General features: G+C 67.1%; 11 protein-coding genes and 1 tRNA gene. 9 read left to right on the plus strand and 3 right to left on the minus strand.

The genetic code is table 11. The features are described 5' to 3' along the window. The first annotated feature begins 322 nt into the window (after nucleotides 1-322). From ASG05_RS16155 to ASG05_RS16160, 3 genes are all read left to right on the plus strand, one after another. On the plus strand, nucleotides 323-550 hold the full coding sequence (locus ASG05_RS16155; RefSeq protein WP_056256723.1) for an AlpA family transcriptional regulator: 228 nt from the start codon (nucleotides 323-325) through the stop codon (nucleotides 548-550). Then, complete coding sequence (locus ASG05_RS01980; RefSeq protein WP_056256726.1) at nucleotides 550-1,617, plus strand: site-specific integrase; 1,068 nt, start codon at nucleotides 550-552, stop codon at nucleotides 1,615-1,617. Before ASG05_RS16155 ends, ASG05_RS01980 begins: the two co-directional genes overlap by 1 nt. A 579-nt stretch (nucleotides 1,618-2,196) precedes the next feature. Then, a complete protein-coding gene (locus tag ASG05_RS16160; protein WP_157490018.1) occupies nucleotides 2,197-3,663 on the plus strand; it encodes a hypothetical protein in 1,467 nt (488 codons plus the stop codon). 475 nt (nucleotides 3,664-4,138) lie between these two features. Here the strand turns inward: ASG05_RS16160 and ASG05_RS01985 are convergent. Further along, a tRNA-Val gene (locus tag ASG05_RS01985) sits at nucleotides 4,139-4,211 on the minus strand. 85 nt (nucleotides 4,212-4,296) lie between these two features. Then, on the minus strand, nucleotides 4,297-4,770 hold the full coding sequence (locus ASG05_RS01990) for a peroxiredoxin (protein WP_056256730.1): 474 nt from the start codon (nucleotides 4,768-4,770) through the stop codon (nucleotides 4,297-4,299). Nucleotides 4,771-5,034: 264 nt separating this feature from the next. On the opposite strand from ASG05_RS01990, the gene aceE reads away from it, so the two are divergent. From aceE to ASG05_RS02020, 6 genes are all read left to right on the plus strand, one after another. Further along, nucleotides 5,035-7,779: a pyruvate dehydrogenase (acetyl-transferring), homodimeric type gene (gene aceE / locus ASG05_RS01995; protein WP_056256731.1), complete on the plus strand. Its 2,745-nt coding sequence runs from the start codon at nucleotides 5,035-5,037 to the stop codon at nucleotides 7,777-7,779. Between the two features lie 22 nt (nucleotides 7,780-7,801). Next, nucleotides 7,802-9,013 carry a CdaR family transcriptional regulator gene (locus tag ASG05_RS02000; protein ID WP_056258254.1) on the plus strand — a complete coding sequence of 404 codons (1,212 nt, stop codon included), beginning with the start codon at nucleotides 7,802-7,804 and terminating at the stop codon, nucleotides 9,011-9,013. 106 nt (nucleotides 9,014-9,119) lie between these two features. Beyond that, a complete protein-coding gene (locus tag ASG05_RS02005; RefSeq protein WP_056256734.1) occupies nucleotides 9,120-10,040 on the plus strand; it encodes an ACP S-malonyltransferase in 921 nt (306 codons plus the stop codon). Next, a complete protein-coding gene (locus ASG05_RS02010) occupies nucleotides 10,037-11,047 on the plus strand; it encodes a beta-ketoacyl-ACP synthase III (protein ID WP_056256736.1) in 1,011 nt (336 codons plus the stop codon). Before ASG05_RS02005 ends, ASG05_RS02010 begins: the two co-directional genes overlap by 4 nt. Before the next feature lie 81 nt (nucleotides 11,048-11,128). After that, nucleotides 11,129-11,377: an acyl carrier protein gene (locus tag ASG05_RS02015; protein ID WP_043592609.1), complete on the plus strand. Its 249-nt coding sequence runs from the start codon at nucleotides 11,129-11,131 to the stop codon at nucleotides 11,375-11,377. A gap of 153 nt (nucleotides 11,378-11,530) precedes the next feature. After that, the gene (locus ASG05_RS02020) at nucleotides 11,531-12,769 is read left to right on the plus strand and encodes a beta-ketoacyl synthase (protein ID WP_056256738.1); all 1,239 of its coding nucleotides are present in this window, start codon (nucleotides 11,531-11,533) and stop codon (nucleotides 12,767-12,769) included. Between the two features lie 105 nt (nucleotides 12,770-12,874). Here ASG05_RS02020 and ASG05_RS02025 read toward each other — a convergent pair whose 3' ends face one another. Then, the gene (locus ASG05_RS02025; protein ID WP_056256741.1) at nucleotides 12,875-13,378 is read right to left on the minus strand and encodes a DUF3145 domain-containing protein; all 504 of its coding nucleotides are present in this window, start codon (nucleotides 13,376-13,378) and stop codon (nucleotides 12,875-12,877) included. Between the last annotated feature and the right edge of the window lie 70 nt (nucleotides 13,379-13,448).

Raw genomic sequence — 13,448 nt, forward strand, 5'->3', positions numbered from 1 at the left:
GAGTATGACTGAGGAACGTGCCCGAATTTAACCCCGCAGTTTTGCGCGCTGAAGCATGCCCAGGACGCGCCCTTGAGGGTAGCCAACGACCCATCGCAGTGCACCTGGCGACACAAATCAGAGCCGCACCTACAGCAACCGAGTGACCCGACCCTGGCGCACCGCTCCAGCTTTGACACAGGCCCATAGGGCAGCGAGGAGCCCCACCCTCGGGACGCGCGCGCGAGTCGACGCCACTCCATTCCTGATGCATTCAAGAGCAAGTCACGGGTCGCGCAAGCCAACCAGGTCTGTTCACCGAGGTGCCGCGCATGGGTCGTGTATGACCATCACGATGACCGAAGAACCGCTCGACTCGATGCTGCACAACGAGTACCTGACCTTGCAGCAGTTGAGTGCTTACATCCAGATACCCGTGCGCACCATCCACTACCTGCGGAAGAAAGGTGACGGGCCCGTCGGCCGCAAGGTCGGGCGCTCGGTCCGCTTCAGCCGGGCAGCAGTCGATGCCTGGTTCGACGGTTTGCCGACCAGCGCGACGCACCTCTGATGCTGAAGAAGGACGACAAGTCGAACAAGTGGCGGGCCCGCATCTACTTCAAGGGCAAGCAGATATCGATGGCGACCTTCGACAGGAGGGAAGACGCCCAGAAGTGGGAGGCGAAGCAGAAGCTGGCCCTGGTCACGAACGACTGGCAGGACGACAAGGCCGGGAACATCACCGTTGCCGCCGTCATTCTGGAGTTCAACGAGTCGCGGGCCGGCACCATCTCCGCGAAGACCGTCGACACGGACGAGGCCAACCTGCGGCTACACGTCCCAGAGAAGCTTGCGCGTAGGCCCATCCGGTCCGTGCAGTCATCTGACCTCGTGGCCCTGTACTCCGCTCTTTCCAAGCGGCGCACTCACGCCACCGTCAAGCGCATTCGGGACAGCACCATGTCGCTCTTCAACTACGCCGTCGACATGGGCTACGTCCCCCACAACCCGGTGAAGAACGCGCGCATGCCTCGAGGCGACGGGCGCGCGGACCAAGCCATGCGACCCTTCACACCTGACGAGTTCGAGTCGATGCTCGCCGCCCAGCGAGAGACCCACCCGAGATACGCCGACTACGTCGAGTTCCTCCGCGAGACGGGCCTTCGATGGGGAGAACTCGTGGCTCTCCGAGTTGGCGACGTCGTCACGGAACCCTTCGACGCCATCATCGTCCGCCGCTCACAGTCCGACGGTTACGCGGAGAAGCAGACCAAAAGCGGGAGAATTCGACGCGTTCCTCTGCTGGGGAACGCTCCGGCCATCGCTGCGCGGTACGGCAAAGGTCGCAAGCGCAACGAAAGGCTGTTCACCAGCCCCACCGGCGCCAAGTTGAACAACGGCAACTTCAAACGAGCCCTCGACTGGACGGGAACAGCTCACGGGCATCGCGAGTACGACCTGCGCCACACCGCTGCGACCTCGTGGCTCCGAGACAACGTGGACATCAAGACGGTGTCTGCCTGGCTCGGTCACGCGACGACGCAGCTGACCCTCGACACCTACAGCCACCACATGGGTTCGGACGCCGACACAGCCGCCATCGAGCGGATTTCAAGGGCTCGGGAATGCCGCGACTAGGAATGTCACGCAAGCCCTCGAGGTCAGCGGCCTTGGGCTTCGGCAAAGGGATGACGTCGCTCTCGGCGACGATCTACTCGGTCGGCTATCGCGACGAGGGGCTCGAGGTCAGCGTCGGGGGATGACGAAACGCAGGCCGTATCGGAGTTCGAAGGTCTTCTTCGCGCGGGTCCGCGTCGATGCGGTCGAAGTGGGCGGGGTGGATCGGCAGGCACCGCTCGTCGGGCTTACTCGAAGTGGCCAGGAAGCCTAGGCGCAGCCGTTGGGGGCAGCCGTTGAGGGCAGCCGTTGGGGGCAGCCGTGCCCTAGGTGATGCCGGTAGGCAGGAAATCCGTTTGGCTTATTCTTGAGAGTAGGTGAGTCATGTCAACCCCGATGGGTATACCTTGAAGGCGCATCTGGCAAGAACGCCGACCAACGGAGTGGGCGTTCCTTGTGAGCGCCAGGTGTGCACTCAGCTTAAGAACTGATGTGCCGACGGCCGGAATAGGTCGTGAGCCGGCTTCCCGTGGACTTCGTGCGATTGGGAAGCTATTCCGCCGGCGACGGTCTTAAACGCGTGGGCTCTAGGATGCGGGTGTGCTGCTGACATCGCGTCTACCTATCGCCGATCTTCGAGGCCTGGCCCGGGACGAAACCATTGTGCGGTCTGTCGTCCTTCCAGCTGTCTGGTCCACAGGAGCCTTCGTCCGGGGATTCGGCCCCGTAACGGCGCGTCCCAATCGTCCTGTTGAGCCATGGCTGTATGAAGAGGCCTATGCGGATCTCAGCCGAACCGTCACGTTCTCGCAGCCCGGCCTTGAAAGTTATAACCAAGCGCTACCCGACTACAGCGTGCAGAAAATCAGAAAGCGTGCCTGGATGGCGCTTCCGCATTCAACAGCCATGTTCGACGTCGACGTCGCGCTGCAACTTGGACCTCGTCACGGTTCGCCGGACCGGCGCCGCGAGACGGGAACGTTCTCCGTCAGTGACCTCAAGAAAGTCGTGCAAGCGGCAGCGGCTCTCTCCGTGCGTGTTGGTCCCGTAGACACTGGCTCTAGTGCGTCACTGCTCAGAGCAGGCAAAGCACTTGCCGAGAGGTACAACTTCCATACCTCCGCAGGCTCTCCGCCACGTCAACTAGTTCGTGCAGGGACAAGCGTCGCGGTTCTCGAGGCCCCCGGGCTTAGACCTGCCGACGAAAAGGCACGCACGAACCGCTTCGGGGTTGCCATGACCAGTTTTACGATACCGGTCATAGGGGGCGGACAGCTTCGCACGCACGTACTCTGGGACACAGAAGGAACAGCAGACAACCGCAAGCGCATCCGAGAGGCACGGATACACATTCTTCGTCTGCAATCTATACGAGAGTTTCTGCGCTTCCTCGCCTCCGTGTCTCGCGATGAAACCCTCTTGGCCAGCAAGCCTTCTCACGCCGGATATGACCCCCTTCAAAGAACACTGCTCTCTTGCATTCGAATTGCTGATAGGAACGCGCTAGAGGGTCATATTGACCCAGAGGCGATTCTTAACGCTGCCTTTCCTCACGAACGCATTTTCGAGAACGATCTAGAGATACTGCTTAAAAGAACACTTACTGGAATGCGACCAAAGGTTCCAGCAGAGGCCCAAGCGTTCATTTACGGTGAGAAGCAACGCGTTGTCAGTCCAGATGTGAGACCGAGATCCCAGGAGTCAGTCGTGCACAACTACCACATCACTGCCAACAACATTGGTGCCGTTGGCGATAACGCCAAGATCAAGAACCTAAAGGTCGGGACCGAAGGTCGCATTCTCGAAATCGGTGGGCAAAGTGTCGCCGTCGGGCCTCTACTTGAAGAGTTGCGGAAGCTCGGCGCGACGGCGACCAACGACGATTCACGCGAGGCGACCGAGTGCTCGGAAAGAATCCGAAGTATCGAAGCGAGCCTCGAAGCAGGCGACGACGAAGGCGCCGTCGCGAGCCTTCGCAAGCTTGGGCGATGGGCAATGTCATCGTCCAACACCCTCGGCTTAACTATCGTCGCCAGCGCCGTTACTTATGCGTTGGGCCTGTCATGACTCCGACTAGGTGTACTGCCTTGGGACGTTGATTTATCTGCAACGGCTCCGGGGCAGAATCAGCGGCCGGCTTGCGCAAGGCCAGCTGCCCTCACACCAGGTAGTTGCACGCGCATCCGGGGTGAGAGCTCAGAGGGCTTATTAGGCTGTCGCTTCCCTTGACCGTTCACGTTGGGATCTTGGGGCGGTCGGGGCCCGTAAAAGGCTCGGCCGCTCAACTAGACCGCGAGGACATACCGTCGCCGAGACCTCCCGACGCCAGTGGCCACTCCCACATGTGGACGCTCGCACCGGCGAGTCCCGCGAATTGCTATGAGGAGTACCGCCGGAGGTCGTGGACCGTTCTCGGCTTTGCAGCCATCTACAGCGGCGAGACATTAGCTTCACCAACACCACACCAACATGCCCACTTCGCGAAGCGGACGAGACCAACCAGTTGGACCCGAAACGGCCAACTGACCGGGACTTTCTATTGTGGGCCCTACCGGGCTCGAACCGATGACATCCACGGTGTAAACGTGGCGCTCTACCAACTGAGCTAAAGGCCCCCGCGCCGGTGCGAGCCGGGCGAGCGAGTCCAGGTTAGCGGGTGGTCGGACCGGCCCGCGCCTCCTGGGCCGGTGTCCGACCCGGTCAGGCGGTGACGGGGACGAGCAGGTCGAGCGCGGCGCGGTAGTCGGCGAGCGAGCGCTCTTGACCGGGCTCGGTGCCGAAGTGCTCTCGGATGACGCCGTCGACGTCGATCAAGAACGTGGTGCGCGTCGCGAAGCCCTTGTTCTCGAGGAACACGCCGTACTCTTTCGAGACCTCGCCGTGCGGCCAGAAGTCGGCCAGCAGGGTGAAGTCGTAGCCCTTCTCCTCGGCGAACGCGCGCAGCGTGGCCTTCGAGTCGACCGAGACGACCATCAGTTCGACCCGGTGGTCCTGGAACATCGCGAGGTTGTCGCGCAGCGTGCAGAGCTCTTTCGTGCAGGTGCTGCTGAACGCCAGGGGGAAGAACACCAGGGCCACGGGCTTGACGCCCCGGAAGTCGCTCAACCGGACTCGTTCGCCGAACTGGTTCGGCAGGTCGAAGTCGGGAGCCTGGATGGCGTTCTCCAGAGCCATGGGTGCGTTCCTCTCACGTCGACCCGGGCGGTCGGCGACTGACACGATCGCCGATCCTACGCCTCACGCGTCGGTTTTCACACGACGACGTGGCCGGGCGTTCCCAGCGCGTGCCGAGCCTGTGTCGGTCGGGGCAACTAGAGTGGGCGGGTCAGGCGGAGTGCGTCTCGGAACCCGGGCACGACGGGCCTGACATCTGTTTGTCCACTCCACGCGGTGGCCTTCCAAGAGACGGCCGCTCAACACAGATGATTGAGGTCAAGGGTGACGGTTAACGATCAGGACCCGTACACGGTCGACAAGGCCGATCGCGATCCCGAAGAGACCGCCGAGTGGCGTGAGTCGCTCGACGCTCTGGTGAAGACGCAGGGTCACGAACGTGCCCGCGAGATCATGAAGAGCCTGCTCACCCGGTCGAGCGAGCTGCACCTCGGGGTGCCCATGGTGCCGAAGACGGACTACGTCAACACCATCGCCCCCGAAGACGAGCCCGAGTTCCCGGGCGACGAAGAGCTCGAGCGCCGTTACCGCAAGTGGGTCCGCTGGAACGCCGCCATCACGGTGCACCGCGCCCAGCGCCCCGGCATCTCGGTCGGTGGCCACATCTCGACCTACGCCTCGTCGGCGGCGCTCTACGAGGTCGGCAACAACCACTTCTTCCGCGGCCAGGACCACTCCGGCGGTGGCGACCAGGTGTTCTTCCAGGGCCACGCCTCCCCCGGCATGTACGCCCGCGCCTACCTCGAGGGCCGTCTCGGCACCGACCAGCTCGACGGCTTCCGTCAAGAGAAGTCGCACGCGTCGGGCGGGCTCAGCTCGTACCCGCACCCGCGGCTCATGCCCGAGTTCTGGCAGTTCCCGACCGTGTCGATGGGCCTCGGGCCGATCAACGCGATCTACCAGGCGCAGGTCGCCAAGTACCTCACCAACCGCGGCATCAAGGACGCCAGCGACCAGCAGGTCTGGGCGTTCCTCGGCGACGGCGAGATGGACGAGGTCGAGAGCCGCGGCCAGCTGCAGGTGGCAGCCAACGAGGGCCTCGACAACCTGAACTTCATCGTCAACTGCAACCTCCAGCGCCTCGACGGCCCGGTCCGCGGCAACGGCAAGATCATCCAAGAGCTCGAGTCGTTCTTCCGCGGTGCCGGCTGGAACGTCATCAAGGTCGTCTGGGGTCGCGAGTGGGACGACCTGCTCGCCGCCGACTCGAGCGGTGCGCTGCTCAACCTGATGAACACCACGCCCGACGGCGACTTCCAGACCTACAAGGCCGAGAGCGGCGGCTACGTCCGCGACAACTTCTTCGGCCGCGACCCGCGCGCCCTCGAACTCGTCAAGGACTACTCCGACGACGACATCTGGAACCTCAAGCGCGGCGGCCACGACTACCGCAAGGTCTACGCCGCCTTCAAGGCCGCGACCGAGCACAAGGGTCAGCCGACGGTCATCCTGGCCAAGACGGTCAAGGGCTACGGCCTCGGCCCGTCGTTCGAGGGCCGCAACGCGACCCACCAGATGAAGAAGCTCACGCTCGACAACCTCAAGCAGTTCCGTGACGAGCTCCGCATCCCCATCAGCGACGCCCAGCTCGACGAGAACCCGTACCTGCCGCCCTACTACCACCCCGGCCAGGACGACGACGCCATCCAGTACATGCAAGAGCGTCGTCGCGCGCTCGGCGGCTACGTCCCCGAGCGCCGCACCAAGTACACGCAGATCGCCGTCCCCGAGGCGAAGACCTACGACGTCGTCAAGAAGGGATCGGGCAAGCAAGAGGTCGCCACCACGATGGCCTTCGCCCGTCTGCTGAAAGACCTGCTGCGCTCCCCCGACTTCGGTCACCGCATCGTGCCGATCATCCCCGACGAGGCGCGCACGTTCGGCATGGACGCGTACTTCCCGACGTCCAAGATCTACAACCCGAACGGCCAGCACTACACGTCGGTCGACCGCGAACTGCTGCTCGCCTACAAAGAGAGCCCGCAGGGTCAGATCATCCACGTCGGCATCAACGAGGCCGGTGCGTTCGCCGCCTTCACCGCCGTCGGCACCTCGTACTCGACCCAGGGCGAAGCACTCATCCCGGTGTACGTCTTCTACTCGATGTTCGGGTTCCAGCGCACGGGCGACGCCATGTGGGCTGCGGGCGACCAGATGGCCCGCGGCTTCATCATCGGCGCGACCGCCGGTCGCACGACCCTGACCGGCGAGGGCCTGCAGCACGCCGACGGCCACTCGTTGCTGCTCGCGTCGACGAACCCCGCGGTCGTCTCGTACGACCCCGCCTTCGGCTACGAGCTCGGCCACATCGTCAAGTCGGGCATGGACCGCATGTACGGCACCGACGAGCACGGCAACGCGTCGCACGCAGACCCGAACGTCATGTACTACATCACCGTCTACAACGAGCCGATGGCACAGCCCGTCGAGCCCGAAGGCCTCGACGTCGACGGCGTCGTGCGCGGCATCTACAGGCTCAAAGCCGCCGAGAACCTCGGCCCCCGTGCCCAGTTGCTCGCCTCGGGCGTCGGTGTGCCGTGGGTCCTCGAGGCCCAGCAGCTGCTCGCCGACGACTGGAACGTCGCGGCCGACGTCTGGAGCGTCACCAGCTGGAACGAACTGCGACGCGACGGCCTGGCCGCCGAGGAGCACAACTTCCTGCACCCGAACGACGAGCCCCGGACCGCGTACGTCACCGAGAAGTTGCAGGGCGCCGAGGGCCCGTTCATCGCCACCAGCGACTTCATGGCGGCCGTGCCCGACCAGATCCGCGAATACGTGCCCGGCGACTACCTGACCCTCGGGGCCGACGGCTTCGGCTTCAGCGACACGCGTGCCGCAGCCCGCCGGTTCTTCAAGATCGACGGCCCTTCGGTCGTCGTCCGCACCCTGCAGGCCCTGGCCCGTCGCGGTGAGGTCGACCCGGGCGTGGTGCAGCAGGCCATCGACCGCTACCAGCTGCACGACGTCACCGCCGGCACGAGCGGCACCGCCGGCGGGGAGGCCTGACGACCCCGTGAGCGCCGAGCGGGTGCCCACCTCGCCCCTGCAGCCGTCCGCGGCCACGAAAGAGCGCACGCTCGCGTGGTTGCGGACGGTCTCGGGCGAGTTGTCCACCGCGACCATCAAGCGCCTGGAAGAGACGCTGCCCTGGTACGGCGACATGCCCCCCGGGCGCCGCTCGGCCGTCGGCCTCGTCGCCCAGGCCGGCATCACCTCGTTCATCAGCTGGTTCGCCGACCCGCGGTCCACACCCTGGATCGCCGCCGACGTGTTCGGCTCGGCCCCGCGCGAACTGCTGCGCTCGGTCAGCCTGACGCAGACGCTGCAACTCATCCGCATCACCGTCGAAGTCGTCGAAGAACGCGTCAAAGACGGTGACGACTCGCTGCGCGAGGCGATCCTGCTCTACTCGCGCGAGATCGCCTTCGCGTCGGCCGACGTGTACGCCCGGGCCGCCGAGGCACGCGGACTCTGGGACGCCCGACTCGAGGCGCTCGTCGTCGACTCGATCCTGAGCGGCGAGTACGACGACGAGCTGCCGAGCCGCATCGCCGCCCTCGGCTGGCACGGTCACGGCGAGGTCGCCGTGCTCGTCGGGACGGCTCCGCGCATGCTCGACGTCGACATGCTCCGACGCACGGCCCGCCACCGCGAGGCCGACGTGCTCATCGGCGTGCAGGGCAGCCGGCTGGTGCTCGTGATCGGGCGGGCCGATCCGCTCGACGAGACCGGCGCCTCCTCGTCCCACCCGAGCTTCACCGAGATCGCCCGCGCCCTCGAACCCGGCTTCGGCGACGGGCACCTCGTGCTCGGCCACGAGGTGCCGAGCCTCGTCGACGCGTCGAAGAGCGCCAAGGCGGCCCTGGCCGGCTTCGCCGTCGCCCGGGCCTGGCGCAACGCCCCCCGCCCGGTGCTGGCCGACGACCTGCTGCCCGAACGGGCACTGGCCGGCGACCCGGTGGCGCGGTCCACCCTCGTCAACCGCATCTACAAGCCCCTCAAGGCCCACTCGACCGAACTGCTCACCACCCTCTGGTGCTACCTCGACAACGGTCGGTCGCTCGAGGCCACGGCACGCGAGCTCTTCGTGCACCCCAACACCGTGCGCTACCGGCTCAAGCGCGTGACCGACGTCATCGGGTGGGACGCCACCGGAGCCCGCGAGGCACTCATCCTGCAGTCGGCCCTCGTCCTCGGCTCGATCGCCGACCCCGACGGGTCGGGCGCCCGGCGCAGGTGACCGCCCACCGACGAGGCCGCCCTGCTGTGTGCTTCGACAACGTTCGCCCGCATCTTTGGTCGAGTTGCTACACCGCGCAGGTGCCCTTCGTTGGCATGATGGTCCAGTGATCGTTGTCGTAGCGCCCGGTCAGGGCTCCCAAACTCCCGGATTCCTCGAACCCTGGCTGGCCGATCCCGACCAGCGTGCCCTGCTGGCGTCGCTGTCCGACGCCGCCGGCGTCGACCTCGTCGCCCACGGCACGACGTCGGACGCCGACACCATCCGCGACACGGCGGTGGCCCAGCCCCTGATCGTCTCGGCCGGAATCCTGACCGCGCGTGCCCTCTTCGACCGTGTCGAGCGGTCGGCCGTGGCCGGCGTCGCCGGTCACTCGGTCGGCGAGTTCACCGCCGCTGCCGTGAGCGGCGTCCTGACCGACGTCGACGCCGTCACCCTCGTCGCCGAACGCGGCCGGGCCATGGCCGACGCGGCCGCCCTCGTCGAGACCGGCATGAGCGCCGTCCTCGGTGGTGACGAGGCCGACCTGCTCGCCCGCCTCGACGCCCTCGGTCTCTTCCCCGCGAACTACAACGGCGGCGGCCAGATCGTCGTCGCCGGCGAGACCGCGGCCCTGGCCGAACTCGCCGCCGACCCCCCGGCCAAGAGCCGCGTCGTGCCGCTCCAGGTCGCCGGCGCCTTCCACACGCGCTTCATGCAGCCCGCCGTCGAACGCCTCCGGGCGGCCGCCGCCACCGTCACGGCGAGCGACCCCACGCTGACGCTCTGGACGAACCACGACGGCAGCACCGTCGCCTCGGGCGACCGGTTCGTCGAGCTCCTCGTGGGCCAGGTCTCGTCGCCCGTCCGGTGGGACGCGACCATGTCGTCGTTCGCCGAAGCCGGCGTCACGGGCATCGTCGAGCTCGCCCCGGCCGGTGCCCTCACCGGCCTCGCCAAGCGTGCGCTGAGGGGGGTCCCCTCGGTCGCCGTCAAGACCCCCGACGACCTCCAGGCCGCCGTCGACCTCATCGAGGGAGCAGCATGACCACCCCCCAGCTCAACCAGACCACCGGTGCGCAGTTCACGCGCATCTACGCCCTCGGTGCGGCCCGCGGCGAGAACGTCGTCCCGAACGCCGACATCGTCGAGCCGATCAACTCGTCCGACGAGTGGATCCAGCAGCGCACCGGCGTCATCACCCGCCGTCGTGCCGGCAAGGACGTCAAGGTCGTCGACCTGGCCGAGGCCGCCGCGACCGAGGCCATCGCCAAGTCGGGCATCCGCCCCGACCAGATCGGTGCCGTGCTCGTCTCGACCATCGGCGCCGGCGTCGTGACCCCGTCGGTCGCCTCGTTGCTGGCCGAGCGCGTCGGGGCGAACCCCGCCGCGGCCTACGACATCTCGGCCGCCTGCGCCGGCTTCACCTACGGCATCGCCCAGGCCGACTCGTTCGTGAAGTCCGGCCTCGCCGAGTACGTGCTCGTCGTCGGAGCCGAGAAGCTCAGCGACGTCATCGACCCGACCGACCGCACGATCTCGTTCCTGCTCGCCGACGGCGCCGGTGCGGCCATCGTCGGCCCGTCCGAGAGCGCCGGCATCGGTCCGACCGTCTGGGGCTCCGACGGCTCGAAGTGGGACGCCATCGGCATGACCGCCACCATGACCGAGTACCGCGACGGCGCGGGCGAGGTCGCCTGGCCGACCCTGCGTCAAGAAGGCCAGACGGTCTTCCGCTGGGCCGTGTGGGAGATGGCGAAGGTCGCCAAAGAGGCCCTCGAGCGCGCCGGGGTGACCGCCGACCAGCTCGCGGCCTTCGTGCCGCACCAGGCCAACATGCGCATCATCGACGAGTTCGCCAAGCAGCTCGGCCTGCCCGAGTCCGTCGTGATCGGTCGTGACATCGCGACCACCGGCAACACCTCGGCCGCGAGCATCCCGCTCGCGACCCACCGACTGCTCGACGAGCACCCCGAGCTGAGCGGCGGCCTCGCCCTGCAGATCGGTTTCGGTGCCGGACTCGTGTTCGGCGCCCAGGTGGTCGTGCTGCCCTAGCGCGCCGCTGCCCGCCCGACCCCGGGGCGCTGTATAGGCTTTACCCCGGTCACAACGACACCCCCTCAAGGAGACAACACCATGGCACTGTCCACCGAAGAAGTCCTCGCCGGCCTCGCCGAGCTCGTCAACGACGAGACCGGGATCGCCACCGACACCGTCGAGATGGACAAGTCGTTCACCGACGACCTCGACATCGACTCGATCTCGATGATGACGATCGTCGTCAACGCCGAAGAGAAGTTCGACGTCAAGATCCCCGACGAAGAGGTCAAGAACCTCAAGACCGTCGGCGACGCCGTCACGTACATCCACAAGGCGCAGAACTAAGACGTCGGCTGCCCGGTCGCCCACGCGGCGACCGGGCCCCGCCGCTGTGCCCTCGACGCCGTCGACCCTCCGCCACCAGCCTCGGCTGCCGCCCGGGTCACGGCGTCGTCGTACATCGGCCCCCACCGATCGGCCCTCCCAGAAGGAACGTCAATGACCAAGAAGATCGTCGTCACCGGGCTCGGAGCCACGAGCCCGCTCGGTGGCACCGCCACCGAGACCTGGCAGAACCTGCTCGCCGGCCAGTCGGGCATCACCACGCTCGAGCAGGACTGGGTCGCCAAGTACGACCTGCCCGTCACCTTCGCCGGGCAGGCCCGCACGCCCTCGGCCGACGTGCTCGACCGTCGCGAGACCAAGCGACTCGACCCCTCGAGCCAGTTCGCCCTGACCGCCGCCCGCGAGGCCTGGGCCGACGCCGGCTCGCCCGAGGTCGTCCCCGAGCGCTTCATCGTCGACTGGGCCACCGGCATCGGCGGCGTCTGGACCCTCCTCGACGGCTGGGACACGCTGCGCGAGAAGGGCCCCCGTCGCGTCCTGCCGATGACCGTGCCCATGCTCATGCCGAACGGGCCCGCCGCGGCCATCTCGATGAGCCTGGGCGCGCGCGCCGGCGCCCGCACGGTCGTCTCGGCCTGCGCCTCCAGCACCGAGTCGATCGCGATGGCCTACGAGCACCTGCAGTCGGGCCTCGCCGACATCGCCGTCGCCGGCGGGTCCGAGGCGGCGATCCACCCGATGCCCATGGCCTCGTTCGCCGCCATGCAGGCCCTCTCGAAGCGCAACGACGACCCGGCCACCGCCTCGCGTCCGTACGACGTGACGCGCGACGGCTTCGTCCTCGCCGAGGGCGGCGCCGCCCTCGTCCTCGAGACCGAAGAGCACGCCCTCGCCCGTGGGGCCCGCATCTACGCCGAGCTGATCGGCGGCGCGGTCACGAGCGACTCGTACCACATCACGGCTCCCGACCCCGAGGGCACCGGGGCCGCCCGGGCCGTCATCGCGACGCTCGAGAACGCCGGGGTCGACCGCGACCAGGTCGTCCACGTCAACGCGCACGCGACGAGCACGCCCGTCGGCGACATCGCCGAGTACCACGCCATCAAGCGCGTCTTCGGCGACCACACCTCGAAGCTGATCGTCTCGGCGACGAAGGCGGCCACCGGCCACCTGCTCGGTGGTGCCGGCGGCATCGAGGCACTGTTCACCGTCAAGGCCCTGCACGAACGCCTCGCCCCGCAGACCATCAACGTCACGCAGATGGACGACGAGATCGACATGGACGTCGTCGTCGACGAGCCCCGCCGCCTCCCCGACGGCGAGATCGTCGCGATCAGCAACTCGTTCGGCTTCGGCGGCCACAACGCCGTCGTCGGGTTCCGTTCGGTCTGACCCCAGGCGAGAACGCAGGAGGCGCGGGTGGCGTGATCACGCCACCCGCGCCTCCTGCGTCGTCACCCGGCCGCTCGGGGCGCACCGCGCCCGAGCGGTGGCGGGTCAGCCGACCTTGTGCAGCCAGACGACGGGGTTGCCCTCGCCGCTGTAGCGGAAGGGTTCGAGCTCGTCGTCCCACGCCTGCCCAAGAGCGAGACGCAGTTCGCGGTGCAGTTCGAGGGCGTTCGACCCGGCGATCTCCATGGCGTAGCGGATGCGGTCCTCGGGGATCACGGTGTTGCCCGCCGTGTCGGTCTGAGCGAAGAACACCCCGAGGTCGGGCGAGTGCATCCAGCGGCCGCCGTCGGTGGCCTCGCCGGGATCTTCGGTCACCTCGTAGCGCAGGTGCTCCCAGCCCCGGAGGGCCGAGGCGATGCGGGCGCCGGAGCCCTCATCGCCCTGCCACGAGAACTCGGTGCGCTGGGCGCCGGGCAGCACGGGCTGGTCGACCCAGGCGAAGTTCACGCCGTGCCCGAGGGCACGACCGACGGCCCACTCGACGTGTGGGCACAGTGCACGAGGGGACGAGTGCACGTAGAGCACTCCCCGAGCGGTTGCAGCAGCCACGATTCCTCCATCTGGTTCAGGTGCGACTTCCCCATCGACCTGTCAGACGTGACTCGTGTGCGTTCTTCGA

It is taken from the genome of Frigoribacterium sp. Leaf186, from assembly GCF_001423905.1.
In the GTDB taxonomy this organism is placed as follows: domain Bacteria; phylum Actinomycetota; class Actinomycetes; order Actinomycetales; family Microbacteriaceae; genus Frigoribacterium.